17 protein-coding genes and 3 pseudogenes are annotated in these 17,965 nt (G+C 59.3%); 12 read left to right on the forward strand and 8 right to left on the reverse strand.

Annotated features, from left to right (window positions below; translation table 11 throughout):
• Nucleotides 1–17: 17 nt before the first annotated feature.
• A pseudogene (locus FW764_RS27185) lies at nt 18–294 on the reverse strand (hypothetical protein).
• 190 nt (nt 295–484) lie between these two features.
• Between FW764_RS27185 and FW764_RS27190 the strand changes: the two are divergent.
• Entirely contained in the window at nt 485–865 is a 381-nt protein-coding gene (locus tag FW764_RS27190; protein ID WP_446436586.1) for a helix-turn-helix domain-containing protein, read from the forward strand.
• On the opposite strand, the gene FW764_RS27195 is transcribed toward FW764_RS27190, so the two are convergent.
• The 4 genes from FW764_RS27195 to FW764_RS27210 all read right to left on the reverse strand — a co-directional run bounded on the left by FW764_RS27195 (nt 795) and on the right by FW764_RS27210 (nt 5,234).
• Nucleotides 795–1,352: an AAA family ATPase gene (locus FW764_RS27195; protein ID WP_446436587.1), complete on the reverse strand. Its 558-nt coding sequence runs from the start codon at nt 1,350–1,352 to the stop codon at nt 795–797. The two genes, FW764_RS27190 and FW764_RS27195, sit on opposite strands and share 71 nt — an antisense overlap.
• A gap of 355 nt (nt 1,353–1,707) precedes the next feature.
• The gene (locus FW764_RS27200) at nt 1,708–3,210 is read right to left on the reverse strand and encodes an amidase family protein (RefSeq protein ID WP_446436588.1); all 1,503 of its coding nucleotides are present in this window, start codon (nt 3,208–3,210) and stop codon (nt 1,708–1,710) included.
• A 137-nt stretch (nt 3,211–3,347) separates the two neighbouring features.
• On the reverse strand, nt 3,348–4,001 hold the full coding sequence (locus tag FW764_RS27205) for a hypothetical protein (protein ID WP_446436589.1): 654 nt from the start codon (nt 3,999–4,001) through the stop codon (nt 3,348–3,350).
• Nucleotides 4,002–4,175: 174 nt separating this feature from the next.
• On the reverse strand, nt 4,176–5,234 hold the full coding sequence (locus FW764_RS27210; RefSeq protein ID WP_446436590.1) for an MBL fold metallo-hydrolase: 1,059 nt from the start codon (nt 5,232–5,234) through the stop codon (nt 4,176–4,178).
• A 123-nt stretch (nt 5,235–5,357) separates the two neighbouring features.
• Here FW764_RS27210 and FW764_RS27215 point away from each other — a divergent pair, with 123 nt between their 5' ends.
• From FW764_RS27215 to FW764_RS27235, 5 genes and pseudogenes are all read left to right on the forward strand, one after another.
• A complete protein-coding gene (locus tag FW764_RS27215) occupies nt 5,358–5,984 on the forward strand; it encodes a TetR/AcrR family transcriptional regulator (protein ID WP_446436591.1) in 627 nt (208 codons plus the stop codon).
• A gap of 191 nt (nt 5,985–6,175) precedes the next feature.
• A complete protein-coding gene (locus FW764_RS27220) occupies nt 6,176–7,234 on the forward strand; it encodes a diguanylate cyclase (RefSeq protein WP_446436592.1) in 1,059 nt (352 codons plus the stop codon).
• Between the two features lie 263 nt (nt 7,235–7,497).
• A pseudogene (locus FW764_RS27225) lies at nt 7,498–8,268 on the forward strand (PAS domain-containing protein); the annotation flags it as partial.
• Nucleotides 8,269–8,382: 114 nt separating this feature from the next.
• Nucleotides 8,383–8,817: pseudogene (locus FW764_RS27230) on the forward strand (methyl-accepting chemotaxis protein); the annotation flags it as partial.
• Nucleotides 8,818–8,893: 76 nt separating this feature from the next.
• Nucleotides 8,894–9,412: a DUF1003 domain-containing protein gene (locus FW764_RS27235; protein WP_446436593.1), complete on the forward strand. Its 519-nt coding sequence runs from the start codon at nt 8,894–8,896 to the stop codon at nt 9,410–9,412.
• A gap of 80 nt (nt 9,413–9,492) precedes the next feature.
• On the opposite strand, the gene FW764_RS27240 is transcribed toward FW764_RS27235, so the two are convergent.
• Nucleotides 9,493–10,371: a LysR family transcriptional regulator gene (locus FW764_RS27240; RefSeq protein ID WP_446436601.1), complete on the reverse strand. Its 879-nt coding sequence runs from the start codon at nt 10,369–10,371 to the stop codon at nt 9,493–9,495.
• Between the two features lie 80 nt (nt 10,372–10,451).
• Here FW764_RS27240 and FW764_RS27245 point away from each other — a divergent pair, with 80 nt between their 5' ends.
• Entirely contained in the window at nt 10,452–11,159 is a 708-nt protein-coding gene (locus FW764_RS27245) for a CTP synthase C-terminal region-related (seleno)protein (protein ID WP_446436594.1), read from the forward strand.
• Nucleotides 11,156–11,476 (forward strand): antibiotic biosynthesis monooxygenase family protein, encoded by a 321-nt coding sequence (locus tag FW764_RS27250; protein WP_446436595.1) that lies wholly within the window; start codon nt 11,156–11,158, stop codon nt 11,474–11,476. Before FW764_RS27245 ends, FW764_RS27250 begins: the two co-directional genes overlap by 4 nt.
• Before the next feature lie 48 nt (nt 11,477–11,524).
• Here FW764_RS27250 and FW764_RS27255 read toward each other — a convergent pair whose 3' ends face one another.
• Nucleotides 11,525–11,848, reverse strand: a complete 324-nt coding sequence (locus tag FW764_RS27255) for a DUF2025 family protein (RefSeq protein WP_094953038.1) — start codon at nt 11,846–11,848, stop codon at nt 11,525–11,527.
• 231 nt (nt 11,849–12,079) lie between these two features.
• Here FW764_RS27255 and FW764_RS27260 point away from each other — a divergent pair, with 231 nt between their 5' ends.
• The 3 genes from FW764_RS27260 (at nt 12,080) to FW764_RS27270 (ending at nt 14,969) form a co-directional block, all read left to right on the forward strand.
• Nucleotides 12,080–13,207: a glycerophosphodiester phosphodiesterase gene (locus FW764_RS27260; RefSeq protein ID WP_446436596.1), complete on the forward strand. Its 1,128-nt coding sequence runs from the start codon at nt 12,080–12,082 to the stop codon at nt 13,205–13,207.
• A gap of 101 nt (nt 13,208–13,308) precedes the next feature.
• Nucleotides 13,309–13,614 (forward strand): PepSY domain-containing protein, encoded by a 306-nt coding sequence (locus tag FW764_RS27265; RefSeq protein ID WP_083357116.1) that lies wholly within the window; start codon nt 13,309–13,311, stop codon nt 13,612–13,614.
• A gap of 182 nt (nt 13,615–13,796) precedes the next feature.
• Complete coding sequence (locus tag FW764_RS27270) at nt 13,797–14,969, forward strand: GAF domain-containing sensor histidine kinase (RefSeq protein WP_446436597.1); 1,173 nt, start codon at nt 13,797–13,799, stop codon at nt 14,967–14,969.
• On the opposite strand, the gene FW764_RS27275 is transcribed toward FW764_RS27270, so the two are convergent.
• Nucleotides 14,970–16,598 carry a methyl-accepting chemotaxis protein gene (locus FW764_RS27275; protein ID WP_446436598.1) on the reverse strand — a complete coding sequence of 543 codons (1,629 nt, stop codon included), beginning with the start codon at nt 16,596–16,598 and terminating at the stop codon, nt 14,970–14,972.
• A gap of 261 nt (nt 16,599–16,859) precedes the next feature.
• On the opposite strand from FW764_RS27275, the gene FW764_RS27280 reads away from it, so the two are divergent.
• A complete protein-coding gene (locus FW764_RS27280; protein ID WP_446436599.1) occupies nt 16,860–17,882 on the forward strand; it encodes a transporter in 1,023 nt (340 codons plus the stop codon).
• The last annotated feature ends 83 nt before the right edge of the window (nt 17,883–17,965 follow it).

Consider the following 17,965-nt stretch of genomic DNA (forward strand, 5'->3'; position numbering starts at 1 on the left):
CGCATTGAGTGTGCCCATTAATTGAAGGGTGGTCGCTCTTCAACCGACTCAAGCTCATAGGGCTGCCTGACGCATAGCTGATGGCCTGAAGCGGTTCTTCGCTGAGTATCGCCAGCTCGGCATCGGTCAAAAGGTCGTGAATCAGGCCGTACAACATTCCGTAGCGGGCATGGCGGACAGAGCACCGTGCATGCTGATGGTCTTGGCGTCGGCCAATACGACCTGGCAAAAGCGGTCGAGGGCCAACGCCCTTAAACTTTTGAATTTCTTCCAGTCATTTTCAGAAATAGACATTACACCTTCCTCTGATCAGCCCTATCGCACCCCGGATTTTCCTATCGATACATGAGAGCTTCAACCTCCTGAGCTCATCATGGAGGCCGCAGGGGTAGCCATGATAAAAAATTCAGTTGATGAGCGGTCAAAACAACTGTACAAAAACACAGTATAGTTAGCCCTCCCCCGTCGAACCTGGAGAACCCCCATGTCCTCGCTGGCAATGAGCTCTTTCGTAGAACAGCAGATCGTCCTGCATCAATTCACCACCAAACACAGCATACAGGCCCGCGCGATGCTCGGCTGGAGCCGCGAAGAATTGGCCCGACAAGCCGGGTTGGCGGTGGAAGCGGTACAACGCTTCGAAAGCCAGGGCGATGTGGATGATGAAATCCGCCTGGCATTGGCTTTCACATTGGAGGCTGAAGGCTTGGTGTTTTTCCCAGGGTTTACGCCGGGCTGGGGCATGAGTGCGCGCAGGTTTGACGCAACCCCAACTGAGCCCGCCGCGCAAGGCATCATTTCGCGGCTGATGAGCTCAACATCGGCATCAATTGATTCACCAGCGACTCAGCCGAATGGTGCGTAGAGTCCAGCCGGATCACCGGGCAGGTCAGCGGTTTCAGCCAGCTTTCATGCCGACGCAGGCTGCGTAGGCTGTGGTTGCCACCCTCGTAACGGGCAGCCCAGGCGAGGAAGGCGACGCTGTTTTCATAGCGACTGCCGCCTTCAAGCACTCGGTCGCCGTAGCGCTGAACTTCCCGCAACTGCAAGCGGTGCAGGCGAACTTGCGGGTCCACACGCAGGAACATCACATGGGTAAATTGCGGAATCATGGCATCACCCCATCCACACACTGAGCCGGAGAGTACCCAGCCTTCGAGGTCGGCACTCTGCTCCTGTAACAGCCGGGTGCGCTCATCTCGCAGCCGAGCGACGGTGAAGGGCTCCGCGGTTGGCAGCCAATAGAAATCGTCGGAGTCGAAGTAAGCGACATTCAGGCGTTCGGCCAGGGCTTTGCCCAAGGTCGTGGTGCCTGCGCCCGCGGCACCCAGAATGTGAATTTTATAGCTCATGACGTCCCCCGAGGCATTGAGTGTAATCCGTTGAGGCATCAGGCCTGCAATTGCCGCGCATGGTGCATCATGTGTGGCGGCCAGCCGATGGCTCACAGGAAGGCGCGGCGCATGCGCTCGGGGTCACCGAAACCGAACTCTGGGTGGTCGCGGGCCTGCCGGTGAACAACCTGCCGGAGACAATGGTGATGACCATGGAAAACCTGGCAGACCTCGCTCAGGGGAGAAGGTCACCATCCCGTCGCTGCCCAACAGCCTGAATTGGGAGGCCTACGACACCGCTCGCGTGGCGTTGGGCCCTAACCCGTCGCACCGCCGTCCCGTGGCACGGTACGGCGTTTAATCGTTAGGCCGGTCAAAGCTGAGGTTGGGCAGTCGCCTGAGCCGCCTGCTCATACCCATAGGCCATTGCCAGCAAGGCGGGCTCGGTCCAGCGAGTGCCGAAAAAGTAGGCGCCCGTCGGCAGGCCATCATCATTGGTCCCGGACGGCACAGTAATGCCTGGGTAACCGGCTATTGCCACGCCGAAGTAAGTGTTGCTATCAACGTCTGAAACCATGGCATCCAGGTTATGTGCGTTGATGGGATCATCCACCGTACTGCGAAAATCCTGGATAAGCTCGTCCCAAAGCGTCTTGCGTTGCGCCGACGTCAGGGTGGAGGCGCTAACTTCCTCAAGCACAGGCTGGTGATCCGCCACGGTGCCATCACGGTCTTCGTTGAACTTGATCAGCTCAGTCAGCGACTTGACCGGTAACCCCGTGCGCTTGGCCAGGTACGCATTCAACGCCTCCTTCACGTCCGAGAGCAGTAATTCGCCGTAGCGTGAAGCGTCCGCCAGACGCAGGCTGACCGGAACCAAAATCGCGCCCTGCTCGCGAAGCACCTGGAGTGTCTTGCGAAATTGCGTGCTGTTTTCCACCGACAGGTTTTCACCGTTTGCGGTAAACGTCGCGGGATAGCCAATCCGCTTTCCATTCAAGGCGTCAGGCACCAGCCGTTGGGTGTAATCAATACCTTGCGGTGCGCCCTGGCTTTCGGGATCGCGGGGGTCACTGCCCGACATCGCATTGAGCATCAACGCAACGTCATAGACCGAGCGCGCCATGGGGCCAGGGGTGTCTTGACGCTGGCTGGCGGGAATAATACCGTTGCGATCCAACAGCCCGAGGCTGGGCTTGAGCCCTACCACCCCGTTGAGTGCCGCCGGGACTATAATCGAACCGTTGGTTTCAGCGCCGACCGCCAAGGGCGCCAGCCCGGCAGCGACCGCGGCGGCTGACCCAGAGCTTGAGCCTCCGACGTCGGCGTCCTGTTTATACGGATTGCGTGTTTGCCCGCCCCGACTACTCCAACCATCAGGGCCACCGCGAAAGCCCGCAAGTTCAGTCATATTGGTTTTACCCAAGATCACCGCGCCCTGCTTGATCAGGTAATCGACTAGCGGCGCATTCTTATCGGCCGCCGCGCCTACAAGTCCAAAAGCACCTGCACTGGTTTGCATACCTGTGGTTTCGATGGTGTCCTTGAGCAAAATGGGGACGCCATGCAATGGGCCACGAACATTTCCATTGGCCCGCTCGCGATCCAGCTCGCGTGCGCTCGCCAGCGCCTCGGGGTTGGTTTCGATGATTGAGCGCAGTTGGGGGTCCCACTGGCGGATACGCGCTTGCAGGTAGCTGACTAAATCGACCGAGGTAAGCCCGTTCGGTTTCGCCATTTGCTCGCCCAGTTCGCGAACACTGGCGTACTCGGTACCTGGGGGCACGGGTTTCGCATCGGCAGGTGAGTGCCCCCCTGTCAGCGGCTGCGCTCTGTGCCGAATGATCGAATACATGCCATAAGCAACGCCTAACATAAGGACTCTCCTGAGTTCCAAAGCCACGAAGGATCAAGGTTGATCCGTTCGCCATTCTAAGAACCGCAGCCCATTGCGGACGTTAAGACCGTAGCTAATCACATCGTATGAGGGTTCAGCACACCACGTAGTTGCCCTTAACTGCCTGACGCGCCAGCGCTGATATGTCGATAGGCACACAACAACACCGGCAACGCATCACGTGACCATCGTGCGCCATAAAACCAGAGCTTCGAACCATCCTCAAACGGTTCGCACAGCGATGGATACCCGCTTATGCAAGCCCGATGAAACGCGGCACTCTGGCCGTCAGACACCAGAGCATCAAGACGATGTTCGGTCACGAGGTGGTCGATTTCATTACTTTTCAGGGTAAATTGGAGGCTGTGATCTTCACGTCGCGCATCCACCGCCACCAATTGCGCACCGGCCTGGCGCAGTATGTCGAAGGCTCGATGCATGGCTGCGCGGTGTTGGAGGGGTTCGCCATGATCACCGCGCACGTACCGTTCGGCAAAACCGATACGCCACCCCGCCAGCACTGGGGAGGCGGTGAACGTGGTGTTATTGAGCACCAAGGGGACTTCCACCATCACCGGCCCAGTGGGGTCGATACCACTCAAGGCAATGAGTGATAACGCAGGATCCTGTATGGGCCTCAACTGCGGAGCCAAGGTGTTATAACCTGGAATCAGTGGAACGCCCTTCTGATGCTCGGCACTGAAGACGACACTTCCCTGGCTCGTTTTATCGGCTTGAGAGGGGAGCGAACCAAGCGCTTCACCGGTCATTGACTGCGGATCGCCTAAGTGACAAGGCATCCCCAGGAACCAATGTGTCCTACAATCTTTTTCCATAAAACTTGCACCCCGAGAATATCTTGCCCGGGATCATCGCACCGTCATCTGACGTTTGTCGCAAGGCTGAAACACCCTGAAAACTCATTTTTCCAGGGCCCCCTCTCGTCAGCCCGCAGCGTGCTCTTTCGCACCGTGAGTTTCCACGTCCAGCCACCACGCATGACCGCGCTCAGGCTGGTTCAAGCTGAACGCCTGCCCCATCGCCGGCGTGGTAATCGACACGTTGCGCTCCCAGGCCAGGGCCATGATGCGGTCGAACGGTTCGTGCCAGGCGTGGAACGCCAAGTCGAAGGTGCCGTTGTGAATCGGCAGCAACCAACGCCCCTTAAGGTCTATGTGTGCTTGCAGGGTTTGTTCCGGCTGCATGTGCACGTGGGGCCAATCCACGTTGTAAGCACCTGTTTCCATCAGCGTCAGGTCAAACGGGCCGTAGTGCTCGCCAATACGTTTGAAGCCGTCGAAATAACCGGTGTCGCCGCTGAAAAAGATTCGCCGTGCGCCGTCGATCATCACCCAGGAACACCACAGGGTCCGGTTGCTGTCAAACAAGCCTCTCCCGGAAAAGTGCTGGGCGGGGGTGGCGACAAAACGAATGCCGTCCACTTCAGTGCCTTCCCACCAATCCAGTTGCCGCACTTTGCTGGCGTCCACACCCCATTTGACCAAGATATCGCCTACGCCCAGCGGGGCGAGAAAGTAGCGGGTTTTGTCGGCCAGTTGCACCACGGCCTTGTGATCAAGATGGTCGTAGTGATTGTGGGAAAGGATCACCGCTTCCAGTGGGGGCAGGTCTTCCAGGCTGATAGGTGGCTGGTGGAAGCGCTTGGGCCCAGCCCAACTGAACGGTGAGGCGCGCTCGGCAAACACCGGGTCGGTTACCCAGAATTTACCGCGCATTTTCAGCAATACGGTGGAATGCCCCAGGCGGAACACACTGTGATCGGGAGCGGCCAGAAGCTGCTCAAGCGTCAGCGGTTGCACCGGGACTTTGCCCACGGGCCGCGTGCTGCGTGGCTTATTGAAAAGCATATTCCAGAAGATCCGCAACGTTTTGCCAAAGCCCCCGTGTTGCACCGGGGCATCGTTGCTGAAATGTCCTTGCTCCTGATCGGCAGCCTTGGGTGCCGCTGGCGCTGGGTTAAGTCGGCTTGAAATCGTGGCCATTGCTGAGTGACTCCTACATTCCGCCTTTATAGTTACACTGCACAGTGTAGTTTCTAGATTGCAACAAAACCCGGAGCAAGTAAACTACGGAGTGTAATTTCCCTTTAGAGCCGAATGCTATCCATGACTGCGCCCCAACGCCTCACCGACCGTAAACGCGAAGCCATCGTGGCCGCGGCTATCGCCGAGTTTCGGGCTAACGGGTTCGAAGTCACCAGCATGGACAAAATCGCTGCCACCGCCGGCGTTTCCAAGCGGACGGTGTACAACCACTTCCCCAGCAAGGAAGAGTTGTTTGCAGAGATTCTCCATCAACTGTGGGCCAGCAGTGTTGCCCAGTTGGACGTGAGCTACGCCAGTGACCGCCCATTGCGCGATCAATTACGCGGTTTGCTGCAGGCGAAAATGCAGATGATGTCCGACACCAACTTCCTCGACTTGGCCCGTGTCGCAATTGCCGCGACCATTCATTCGCCGGAACGCGCGCAAGACATGGTCAACCGCCTGAGCAAGCGCGAAGAGGGTTTTACCCTGTGGGTACGCGCCGCTCAGGAAGATGGCCGCCTCAACTGCACCGACCCGGCTTTCGCGGCCCATCAGATACAAAGCCTGCTCAAGGCTTTCGCATTCTGGCCACAAATCACTTTGGGCCAACCGACGCTTGACGACGCCAGCCAGGCCGGCGTTATCGAGTCGGCTATCGACCTGTTCCTCGCCGGCTACGAGGTCAGCACCTCCCGCCCGCAGTAAAAGCCGGTTGTATGAGCGACATTCCAGGTCGTTTTTAGCCCATTCGCACGCTGAGTTGCACAAATGGCCTGGAAGGACACTGATTATTCCCACGCGAATAACTGACAATATTCACAACTATTATCCGATCAACGGTTCTAGCCGCTGACGCACGCTGTCGTATCTGCAAAAAAGAGCTGAACCGGAACATTATGGAAAACAGACGAGGCAAAGGGCTTTCATTTGCCAGGCGTATCTACAAGCCAAGGATCATCGGCCTGGGTATTGGTTGTATCAGTGTCGTCGGCGCCCTCTACCCTTTGGCTATGCCGGGTTGGGTCTGGGCGTTCCTGTTATTCAATGGCTACGCTTGGGCGCATGTGGCCTACCAGCTATCAACGCGCTCGCAGTTTCCCTACCAGGCTGAACAGCGCAACTTACTTTATGACTCGCTGTTCGGCGGTTTCTGGGCGGCGGCTACCCAATTCACGCCGCTGACGGCCGTGACGATCTTGTCGATGATGACCATGAACAATGTCGCGGCCGGCGGCAAGCGCCTGTTCCTTCGCGGGGTGCTGGCACAGTTCGTCGGTATCGGGGTGGCGTGGGGGCTGTTCGGGATCACATTCAACCCCAACGTCGGCCTCGCTCAGGTCTATACCTGCCTGCCCATGTTGATGCTCTATCCAGTGGCCATCGGCATGGTCTGCTATCAGTTGGCAATCAAGCTGTCGGAACATAAACGCGCGCTCAGCGCCCTGAGTCGCACCGACAGCCTGACTGGCTTGCTTAACCACGGGTCCTGGAAAGACCTATTGCACCTCAAGTTCCACAAGTGCAAACAGCAACAAAGCCACGCCACCATTGCACTGATCGATATCGACCACTTCAAGCAGATCAATGACACCCACGGCCATATCGTGGGTGATGCAGTGCTGCGGCAACTTAGCCTGGAGTTGCGCAGAGTCCTGCGGGAAAACGACTTGGCCGGCCGTTACGGAGGTGACGAGTTCTGTGTGATTCTTCCGCAAATGCCCCTGGAAGTAGCCGCACAGGTCATGGAACACATGCGCGAAACATTCAGTAACTATCGCAACCCACACATCCCCGAGCTGCACGTGAGCCTGAGCATTGGCTTGGCTGACTTTCAACCGTCCTTCAGCGATGCCGCAATGTGGCTCAACGCCGCGGATCGCGCGCTGTATGCCGCTAAAGACACGGGTCGCAACCGAGTCAAGGTCAGCGACTACGTAGTCGCCCACTCGGCCTAAGTCGTCCGACGACATCTCGTCTGAATGTTCTGTCGCTGCGGCGCCGCAACAGCATAATGCCACCATTGGTCGCGTAGCCCATGAGATCGCCGTCGTTGCGGCGAACTTATGGGCCGGCCGATGACTCTGAGTCCGTTATTCAACCCCCTCTGTCGGCACAAGGAAGCTGACAATGAGCACGTCAACCGTAAGGCACAGAGCCCTACGGGGGCAGGCGCATATTCATGGATACCTCAGACGCGTGCTTCCCCGAGCTCTCGAACATGCTATTCAACGCCCATAAAAAAACCATCAACACCCTGCAACACACCAACGCCCAACAAGCCAGTCTGCTGGATGCCATCGAGCGCTCCATGGCAGTGATCGAATTCGACCTGCAAGGCACGGTATTACGGGCCAACGACAATTTTCTTAAGACCATGAGCTACCGCGCCGAACAAATCGCGGGCCAGCCCCACCGGATGTTCTGCACCCCCACTTTTGCCCGCAGCGCCGAGTACAACCAGCTGTGGACGCAGTTGCGCAGTGGCCAATTCCAATCGGGCACCTTTGAACGGGTGGCCGGAGATGGCCAGTCAGTGTGGCTGGAAGCCAGCTACAACCCGGTGCGCGATGAAGCGGGCCAGGTCATCAAAGTGGTGAAGTACGCGATGGACGTCACCCCACGCCTGCAGGCCGAAAGCGAAGCCAACGCCAAGCTGGGCGCCATCGACCGCGCGATGGCCGTGATCGAGTTCAACCTCGACGGCACCATCCTTACCGCAAACCCGAACTTCTTACAGCGTATGGGCTACAGCCTGGCGCAGATCCAGGGCAAGCATCACCGCCTGTTCTGCAAGCCGGAGTTGGCCAACAGTGCGACGTACGCCGAGTTCTGGAAGCGCTTGAACCAGGGCGAACTGTTCAGCGGCCAGTTCGAGCGCATCGACAAAAACGGCCAGACGGTCTGGCTCGAAGCCAATTACAACCCGGTGTACGACGCCAGCGGGCGATTGTGCAAGGTGGTGAAGTTCGCCTCCGACATCACCGCCAGAGTGCAGCAACACGCCGCCGACGCCGCAAGCGCAGCGCAGGCTTACCACATATCCCTGAGCACCCGTGACATCGCCGAAAAAGGCGCCGATGTGATCCAGCAAACCGCCACTGGCATGCGCGAAATTGCCGCCGACATTGATGGCTCTTCGCAACTGATCGCCAAGCTGGGCGAGCGCTCGCAACAGATCACCGCCATCGTCAACACCATTCGCGGGATTGCCGACCAGACCAACTTGCTCGCACTCAACGCCGCCATCGAAGCAGCACGCGCCGGCGAGCAAGGCCGCGGGTTTGCGGTGGTCGCCGATGAAGTGCGGCAGCTGGCAGCGCGCACCAGCGGCTCGACAGCGGAAATATCCAGCATGATCGCGCTGATCCAGGAAGAAACCCGCGAAGCCATTGACAGCATGGAAGGCACCCGCGACCGCGCCGCACAGGGCGTGGAGCTGGCCAACCAGGCGGGCACGGTGATCTTGCAGATTCGCGAAGGTACCGGCGAAGCCGTCCAAGCGGTGAGCGTGTTTGCCAATGAGCGAGGCAACAGCTGAGCCGATCTTCATGTGTCTGGCCTGGCGGCTCGGTCTATAGTACTGACTGTCTTTACGCTCAGGATTCGAGCCCGCCATGACCCCAGACAAACCAGAAGCTGCCCCCGTCGATCATCTGCGCTTCCACCGAGGTCACGCCCACCTGACGTCGACTTTCGGTAACGATTCCTTTGCCCTTAAAGCCGAAGCCTTCGCTCGGTTCTTCGGGACGCCGACGTTCCTCGGCGCGCAAACCGTGATCGTGTTGGTGTGGATCGTGCTGAACATAACCGGCTTCACCCACTTCGACGTGTACCCGTTCATCCTGCTCAACCTCGCTTTCAGCCTGCAAGCAGCCTATGCAGCGCCGCTGATTCTGCTGGCCCAGACGCGCCAGGCCGCCCGCGACAAAGCGCAGTCCGAGGCCGATGCGCAGCACCGCGAAGATATCGCCATTGCTAACATTGAGCGCCAGGCCCAAGCCGCGCAAACCAGCCAACAGCTGCTGGAGCTGCTGGAGCAGAACACCCGCCTGACGGAATTGACCAAGCAACTGACCGAGCGTATCGAGACCCTGACGTGCGAAATGCATGATCAGTTTGTGCGTAAGCCCTGAAAGCGAGCTTGCGCGCATAGTCTCAGTGGCGAGTAGGCGTGCCCCGCGGTGGAGCAAGCCCGCTCGCCTAAAAGCGCTGTTCACGGCAACCGCACATGCCGTCCCAGCTCATCAAATAACGTGACCACCGACCGCAGCGCCCGGCAGTCTGGGCGCGTGAGCAGCCACAGCGCGGTGTCACGCCCGGCCAATGCAGGGCCCAGTGGTTGCAGGCCGTCGCCCAATAGAAAATCCGGCAGTGCCGCCACGCCCAGCCCCGCGCGCACTAGCTCGGTGACCGACAACATACTGTTGCAGCGATAACTGGGGCGTACACTCGGCAAGTGCTCACGACGCCAAACAACGCTGGGGTGGTCGGGCAGGAAGTCATCCGGCGCGATCCAAGGCAGGTCGGCCAACGCGTGGCCGTCATGCTGACGGGCGAAACCAGCACTGGCACACACCTGATAGTTCACCGTGCCCAGGCAGCGGCCGACAAGGTGCTCCGGCGGTGTCTTGGTCAGGCGCAGGGCGATGTCCGCATCGCGACGGCTGAGGTTAGCGAAATCATTCGACGTGCTCAGCTCCAGGGTTAACGCCGGATACTCGGGCATGAACTGCGCCAGCGCCGGCAGCAGCAAACCTTGCAGCACCGAATCGGTACAGGTCAGGCGCACGGTGCCACTGATCACTTCACCGCCCTGCTCCACGCCAATGCGCGCCGCTTCCAAGGCCTGCTCCGCGCGCTCGGCCTGCTGCGCCAAGTTGCTGGCCAAGCTGGTGGGCAGGTAACCGGCGCGGCTTTTTTCAAACAGCGTCTGGCCGAGGGCCGCCTCCAACCGCCGCACAGCGCGAAACACCGTAGACACATCCACCCGCAACAGCGCCGCCGCTCGCGCAAGCGTGCCGCCGCGCACCAAGGCGAGGATCAGCGAGAGGTCGGGATAATCAATTTGATAGTGCGTAGCTGCATTGAACATGTGGGCAAACGCCAATACTGATTGCATGAACGCCAATCTATAGTGCATGCCAGGACACAACAAGCCATGGGACGTACACGATGAAAGCCAGCACCCTGCACCTCGCCCTGATTGGCGATTACAACCCTGACGTGATTGCGCACCAGGCCATTCCCGTGGCACTGCAACAAGCAGCCAACGCCCTGAACCTCAACGTTCGCGTGCAATGGCTCGATACAGACTCGGTCACGCCCACCACTCAACTGCAGACCTTCGACGGCTTCTGGTGTGTGCCCGCCAGCCCCTACCGCGACACCGACGGCGCATTGCGTGCCATTGGTTTTGCCCGCACACACAAGCGGCCTTTTCTCGGCACGTGCGGTGGTTTTCAACATGCGGTGCTCGAATATGCCCGCAACGTGCTGGGCTGGGCAGATGCCGAACATGGCGAGCTGGCCCCGAACGCCCAACGTGCGGTGATCGCACCGCTCAGTTGCTCGCTGGTAGAGGCGACTGACACCGTGCGTCTGGCGCCTTACACCCGTATCGCCGAGGCTTATGGGACGCTGGATATCCACGAAGGTTATCGCTGCCGCTACGGCATCAACCCTGAGTTTGCTAACGCGCTGCTCGAAGGCGACCTGATTCCCAGCGGCCACGATTCGGCGGGCGATCTGCGCGCCGTGGAGTTGCTGGACCACCCGTTTTTTGTCGCGACCTTATTCCAACCCGAACGCGCCGCGCTCAAGGGCATCACACCGCCGTTGGCGGTTGCCTTGCTCAAGGCCTGTCAGGAGATGGCTGGATGATCGCCAAGACACCCGCAGCGCCCTACTACGCCGTAATTTTCAGCTCGCTGCGCACCGAGAGTGATCAAGGCTACGCCCAGGCTGCCGCCCGCATGCTGGAACTGGCGCACGAGCAACCGGGGTTTCTCGGGGTGGAATCGGCGCGCGAGGACGGTTTGGGGATCACGGTGTCCTACTGGGAGAGCGAGGCAGCGATACTGGCCTGGAAACAGCAGGCCGAGCATCGCCAAGTGCGCGAGCGAGGGCGCGCCACCTGGTACTCGGCATTTCACACGCGCGTGTGCAAAGTAGAGCGGGCCTACACCTTCCAAAATTGAAAGGCTGCCCGCTTTGTGGGTCTCAACCTTGCAGAGTTCTTCTATGAATTAACTGACCAGACTACGCAACGCGCTGATCTGTGGGATCTCCACCCGGCGCATATACACGCGCAACGGCTCGGTGATGTTGATGCGATCGTCGATGTTCTGGTCCAGCAGTAATTGCAGGCGCTCGCGTGACAGGGTCATGGCGTGGTCGGCGGCCGGCAACCAGACAAATTCGGCGGTGGGAATGATGCCGTCATCAGCCACGTCCATGCCGAAGGAGTCTTCGCTGAAACGTACGATGTACTGACCGGTTTTGCGGTTCAGGCCGACAAAACCGTGGAGTTGGTCGGCGGCCTGGCAGATAAGCTCGGAAGTGATGCGCATGGTAAACCTCACTGAAAAGCCCCACTGGGACTGGAAAGATGGTTTACACGCGTGGCAGAAACTACTGCCCTCTAACGGGGCAGCTCGGCCAAGAATACTGCAATGCAGCACAAAAAAACCCAGAAAAATGGCGCGTAAGCACCTTAATGTCGGTTTGGTGATAGCGCCGTTCGCAATCAATTGTTAAAAAGGATGCCTTCTCAAAGTTACCTCCACGAAAGGACTTCGCATATGCCTGTCACGTTTACCAAGAGCGCTTTGCTGCTCGCTCTGATGCTTGGCCTCGGCCAGGCGCAGGCTGCCGACCCGATCAGCCCGGCTGAATTGGCGACAAACGAAGGCATTCCGTACCCGGCCGTCATCGCCCACCGTGGCGCTTCCTACGACGCCCCCGAATCCACCGCCGCGTCCTACAAGCTCGCCCGCGACCTGGGCGCCGACTACCTGGAAATGGACCTGCAGCGCAGCAAGGACGGCGTGCTATTCGCCCTGCATGACAACAACCTGCAGCGCACCACCGACGTGGCCACCAAGTTCCCGGAGCGCAAAGACGCCCCGGCCAACGAATTCACCTGGGCCGAATTGCGCACCCTGGACGCCGGCAGCTGGTTCAACACCGCGTACCCAGAACGCGCGCGCCCTGCCTTCGTCGGCCTGAAAATCCAGAGCCTGGACGAGATCATCAAGATCGCCGAAGGCAACCCGCAGCATAAACCCGGCCTGTACATCGAAACCAAAGAACCCAAGCAATTCCCGGGCATCGAAGCCGACCTGAAAAACAAGCTGCTGGACAAGGGTTGGTTGAGCTCCGCTGGCTCCAAACTGGGCAAGAGCAACACCGGCGTTGGCCAAGGCAAAGGGCGGGTGGTGCTGCAAACGTTTGAAAAAGACAGCTTGAAAGCGCTGCAAAAAGAAATGCCCAACACCCCAAAAATCCTGCTGTTGTGGGTTGGCCCAGGCAGCATCGAGCCGAAATCCGCACAGACCTTCGCCGAGTCCGGTGAACCGACCAAGGCCGCTTACTACGCCAAGCAAGAGCCGAAGGATGCCGCTGAGTTCGAAAAATGGGTTGATGAAGCCAAGAGCCTTGGCGCCATCGGTACCGGCCCATCGGCCGAGCTGACCCACCACGGCGACCAGAGCTACACCGACTTGGTCAAACCTGAGATGAACAAGCTGACCCACGACAAAGGCCTGCTGGTGCACGTCTATACCGTCGATGAGCCGGTGGACTTCGAGAAAGTGATGAAAGCCGGCGTCGATGGCATCTTCACCAATCGCGCCGCCGAGCTGCTGAAGTTCTACAAGCGCTGGCCGTCGTCCAGTGTGCAGGACCTGCTGAAGGACAACGGTTACTAAGCGCCAGGCCGCAGTAGGTGTGAGTGCGCCATTAAGGATGAATTAAGTTGCGCCCGTTAATCTGGCGCCACTTAAACAGCTCACCCAGAAGGACACACACTATGAAAACCCTGACTGCACTGTTCGCCGCTACCGCCCTGACCCTGACTGCCGGGCTGGCCCAGGCGGATGTTCGTCCGGATCACATTGAAGGCCTGCTCAAGTCCGGTGCCGTGATGCCTTTCGAGAAACTCAACGCCAACGCCGTGGCCGCACACCCAGGCGCCAACATCACCGACACCGAGCTGGACCACAAAAACGGTGTGCTGGTTTACGAAGTTGACGTCACCGACACCGCTGGCAAACGCTTTGAAGTGAAGCTCGACGCTAAGACCGGCGCGGTGCTGCAAACCAAGCAAGACACCTGAGTCACCCGCAAAAAAACCGCGTCACTGTTTAAGTGGCGCGGTTTTTTTATGCCTGCTCGAAAACCAGGCGCAGGAAAGTACCCGCGAGGTTAATGAAATGACACTTACAGCGCGCAAGGTCGCTAGAATCCCTTTATTGGCTTGGGCACACCGCTCACCTCCTTGCGTAACGAGATCGCTGCATGGCGCAGAAAGCCGTCGACATCGCCACCATTGGCCGCATCAGTGCTGTACCCGCGATGCTCAAAGTCATCAGCGACATGACCGGCCTGCGCTTTGCCGCCGTGGCCCGGGTAACCGACAAAACCTGGACTGCCTGCGCCGTGCTCGACCAACTGGAGTTCGGCCTCGGTGTGGGTGGCGAGCTGGACCTGACCACCACGATCTGCCACGAAATTCGTGGCTCCCACGTGTCGGTGGTGATCGACAAGGCGAGCGAAGACCCGCTCTACTGCGACCATCACACCCCGCGCATGTACCAGTTTGAAAGCTACATCTCGGTGCCGGTGTTCCGCACCGACGGGCGCTTTTTCGGTACCATTTGCGCGCTGGACCCCAACCCCGCACAGCTGCGCAGCAGCACGATCCAATCGACCATGGAGTCGTTCGCCCGAGTGCTGTCCTTGCAGATCGAAGCCGAAGAAACCCTGCAAACCACCCAGGCGCAATTGCAGGAAGAACGCGGCACCGCCGAGCTGCGCGAGCAATTCATCGCGGTGCTTGGGCATGACTTGCGCAACCCACTGTTCGCCATCAACTTCGGCGCCGAGCGGTTGCTGCGCAAGTACCCCAACCCGGCTACCGACCCGCTTGTACGGCACATCCTCGCCAGCGGCCGGCGCGCTTCGCAACTGGTTGAAGATGTTTTGGACTTCGCCCGTGGGCGCATGGGCAGTGGTATCCCGCTGAATATCGCCGATTGCAAGGGCCTGCACGAGGCACTGCTGCATGTGGTGTCGGAAGTGCAGAGCGTGCACCCGCAGCGCGTGATTCATGCCCAGATCGGCAACCTTGAGGGCGTAAGAGGCGATCGCGATCGACTGGCGCAATTGCTGTCCAATCTGGTGGCCAATGCTATCCACCACGGCAGCAAGGATGGCCCGGTGGAAGTCACGGCGCTGATCGAGCATGACCACCTCAACCTGTCGGTAAAAAACGCCGGGCAGATCAGCGAGCAGGCCTTGGCGCGTTTATTCGAGCCCTACTCACGCACGCTCACCCACACGCCCCAGGCCGGCCTTGGCCTGGGGTTGTATATCGTCAAGCAGATCGCCCAGGCGCACGGCGGTGAACTGAGCGTGTCCACCGATGAGCAGCACGGCACGGTGTTCACCTTCAGCCTGGCGACGGGCTGATCAGGCGCCCAAGCGCGCTGTCACTTCGTTCAGCTCAGCCGACAAACCACGCAAGTTCTGGCTGGCTGCTTCAGTGCGCTGCACATTGTCCATGTTCGCCGTGGCCACCGTGGTGATCTGGGTGATATTGCGCGAGATATCCTCGGCCACCGAGGTCTGCTCCTCTGCGGCCGTGGCGATCTGGCGATTCATGTCACGGATTGCCTCCACGGCCTGGGTGATGTGGTTGAGCATGGCGCCGGCCTGGGAGACTTTTTCCACGCTGTCATCGCTGCATGACTGGCCGCTGACAATCGCCTCGGCTGCATCCACTGCACCGGTTTGCACCGCGTGAATAATCTGGTTGATCTCGATGATCGACGCCGCCGTGCGCTGCGCCAGGCTGCGCACTTCATCAGCCACCACCGCAAACCCACGGCCTGCCTCACCCGCCCGCGCCGCTTCAATCGCGGCGTTGAGCGCGAGCAGGTTGGTCTGTTCGGCGATCCCACGGATCACCTCGAGCACCTTGCCGATGCGCACGCTGTCAGTTTCCAGGCGGCGGATGATAGTGCCCGTGTTGAGGATTTCATTGCGCATCTGGCCGATGGTGGCGATGGTGACTCTCATCACTTCCCCGCCTTCGCGGGCCGAATGATCCGCCTCGTCGGCGGCGCGCGAGGCACTGGCGGCGTGGCGCGCAACTTCTTGGGCCGTGGCGGACATCTCGGTCATGGCCGTGGCCACTTGGTCTGTGCGGTTGAATTGTTCGTGGGTGCCGTTTGCCATCTGCCCGGCAATCGAACTCAACTCGCCGCTGGCGCTGACCAGGTCGGTGGCGCTGCGCTGCAAGCGGCTGAAGGTTTCGGCGAGGAAGTCACGCAAGGTATTGGCGGCGGCCGCCAAGTGGCCCAGTTCATCCTGGCGGCGGCTGGCGACGCGTTCGGCAAACCGGCCGCGACTCAGTTGCGTCACATAGTCGATCAAGCTGCGAATCGGCAGGATCAGGTTACGGTTGATTAGCCACAAGCTGAACAGGCCGATCAACACGCCTGACAGCAACATGATCGCCAAGCCCACCATGACCGTGCGCTCGGCATAAGCGCTGATGGCTTGGGATTGCTGGCTGCCCTGCGCGCGCAGGTCACTGACCAGCGCGCTCATCTGATCGCTGGTGGCGCGGTCGACACCTTTGACGGCGGTGTCGCCGGCAGTGGGGTCGCCACCCGCGGCCACGTAAGCATCGCGGCCCTTTTGATAGGCTGCACCCAACTGCAGGTGTTCCTGGCGCAGGCCGTCAATGCGCCGGTTCAAGGCTGGGTCATCCTGGGTCTGGGTGACCAGACGCGTCAGGATGCCCTGTACATCGCGTTGCCGGTCTTGGAACTGGCCCCAGTATTTCTCCAGGTCTTGGGGCTGTTTGCCGCGTAGCAGGACGTTTTTCCACTCCTGAACTTGCACCTTGAATTGCAGGTTGGCTTCATCAATCAGTTGAGACGTGAGCAAGGGCCCGTCGATTAAACTGCGATAACTCTGTACCCCGTTGGAGAGGAAGTTGAAACAGGCCAAGGCAATCAACAACATTGCAAGCAGACTGCCACCGAGTAGCGACAAAATTTGTGCTCTCAAGGACGTGCGCAAAATATTCATGCAGGGATGCCTCAAAACAAGGAAAAAGGTGCAGCACGCCACAACGTCCCTGTCATCAAGGCTCAGCCCATTAGCAGCGGACCTTATGCCTTGAGTCGGCCGTTCCAGAGGCTTCTTGAACGATGACAGACAGCCGGTGAATAAAATGTCATTTCAACGAAAAAAAACTGCGAACCGTCACAACGTTGTCAAACTTCCTTGCAATGATTCGCCCACGCGAACCTGTGAAACGTCCTACAGGCGCTTTCTCTGCGAGCCCCCATGATCCACAGCATCGACCACGGCCACCAGGATCCCGATCTGTTTGGCCTGCTCTACGGTTTTCGTTTTCGACCCGGTGAAAAAGGCGAGCAGATTGATTCGGCCACTGCACTGGCGGCCTTGCAGACGCCACAAGACCCAGAAGAATTCCTCTGGTTACACCTGAACCTCGCCCACGCCGCGTGCGAACGTTGGATGCAAACACACTTGTCATTGCCTGATGAGTTTTTTGAAGCCTTGCACGAAGGCTCGCGCTCCACGCGTATCGAACACGTTGATTCGGCCTTGCTGGCGGTGGTCAACGACGTGGTGTTCAATTTCAGCAGCATGGTCTCCTCGGATATTTCCACGCTGTGGGTGTGTGCACGCAGCCGCTTGCTGGTGAGTGCACGCCTGCAACCGTTGCACTCGGTGGACAAATTGCGCTCGTCGGTGAAGGCCGGTGAACGCTTTCGTTCGCCACTGGAACTGCTGGTGCATTTGTTGCGCGACCAAGGCGAAGTGCTGACGCAGATCGTGCGCAAGACCAGCCTCAGCGTCGACCATATCGAAGACCAGTTGCTGTCCTCGCGACTGTCCACCAACCGCGCCGAACTGGGTGCCGCGCGCCGGGTGCTGGTGCGCTTGCAACGCCTGCTGGCGCTTGAGCCGGGCTCGCTGCTGCGCCTGCTCAATCGCCCGCCGCAGTGGCTGCAGAAGGAAGACGTGAAGGAATTGCGCAAATCCACCGAGGAGTTTGCGCTGATCATCAACGACCTCACGGCCCTGGGCGAGCGCATCAAGTTATTGCAGGAAGAGATCGCCGCCAACCTCAACGAACAAAGCAACCGCACGCTGTTCACCCTCACGGTGGTGACAGTACTGGCCTTGCCGATCAACATTATTGCCGGTTTTTTCGGCATGAACGTGGGGGGCGTGCCGCTCTCCACTGACCCGCAAGGGTTTTGGATTCTGGTGGCATTGGTGGCGACGTTTACCTTGATTGCCGGGCGCTGGGCGTTTCGCAAACGCAAAGATTACTGAGCTTGGAATGCAATCAAACTGTGTGAGCTGGCTTGCCTGCGATGCAGACACCTCGGTCTATCAAGTACACCGAGTTGATGCCA

The organism is Pseudomonas sp. 1152_12 (assembly GCF_052850675.1).

Excerpts from the sequence above, each read along its gene's own strand:
- FW764_RS27190 (WP_446436586.1), top strand. The coding sequence starts at position 485 with ATGTCCTCGCTGGCAATGAGCTCTTTCGTAGAACAGCAGATCGTCCTG.
- FW764_RS27195 (WP_446436587.1), bottom strand. The coding sequence starts at position 1,352 with ATGAGCTATAAAATTCACATTCTGGGTGCCGCGGGCGCAGGCACCACG.
- FW764_RS27200 (WP_446436588.1), bottom strand. The coding sequence starts at position 3,210 with ATGTTAGGCGTTGCTTATGGCATGTATTCGATCATTCGGCACAGAGCG.
- FW764_RS27205 (WP_446436589.1), bottom strand. The coding sequence starts at position 4,001 with ATGACCGGTGAAGCGCTTGGTTCGCTCCCCTCTCAAGCCGATAAAACG.
- FW764_RS27210 (WP_446436590.1), bottom strand. The coding sequence starts at position 5,234 with ATGGCCACGATTTCAAGCCGACTTAACCCAGCGCCAGCGGCACCCAAG.
- FW764_RS27215 (WP_446436591.1), top strand. The coding sequence starts at position 5,358 with ATGACTGCGCCCCAACGCCTCACCGACCGTAAACGCGAAGCCATCGTG.
- FW764_RS27220 (WP_446436592.1), top strand. The coding sequence starts at position 6,176 with ATGGAAAACAGACGAGGCAAAGGGCTTTCATTTGCCAGGCGTATCTAC.
- FW764_RS27235 (WP_446436593.1), top strand. The coding sequence starts at position 8,894 with ATGACCCCAGACAAACCAGAAGCTGCCCCCGTCGATCATCTGCGCTTC.
- FW764_RS27240 (WP_446436601.1), bottom strand. The coding sequence starts at position 10,371 with ATGTTCAATGCAGCTACGCACTATCAAATTGATTATCCCGACCTCTCG.
- FW764_RS27245 (WP_446436594.1), top strand. The coding sequence starts at position 10,452 with ATGAAAGCCAGCACCCTGCACCTCGCCCTGATTGGCGATTACAACCCT.
- FW764_RS27250 (WP_446436595.1), top strand. The coding sequence starts at position 11,156 with ATGATCGCCAAGACACCCGCAGCGCCCTACTACGCCGTAATTTTCAGC.
- FW764_RS27255 (WP_094953038.1), bottom strand. The coding sequence starts at position 11,848 with ATGCGCATCACTTCCGAGCTTATCTGCCAGGCCGCCGACCAACTCCAC.
- FW764_RS27260 (WP_446436596.1), top strand. The coding sequence starts at position 12,080 with ATGCCTGTCACGTTTACCAAGAGCGCTTTGCTGCTCGCTCTGATGCTT.
- FW764_RS27265 (WP_083357116.1), top strand. The coding sequence starts at position 13,309 with ATGAAAACCCTGACTGCACTGTTCGCCGCTACCGCCCTGACCCTGACT.
- FW764_RS27270 (WP_446436597.1), top strand. The coding sequence starts at position 13,797 with ATGGCGCAGAAAGCCGTCGACATCGCCACCATTGGCCGCATCAGTGCT.
- FW764_RS27275 (WP_446436598.1), bottom strand. The coding sequence starts at position 16,598 with ATGAATATTTTGCGCACGTCCTTGAGAGCACAAATTTTGTCGCTACTC.
- FW764_RS27280 (WP_446436599.1), top strand. The coding sequence starts at position 16,860 with ATGATCCACAGCATCGACCACGGCCACCAGGATCCCGATCTGTTTGGC.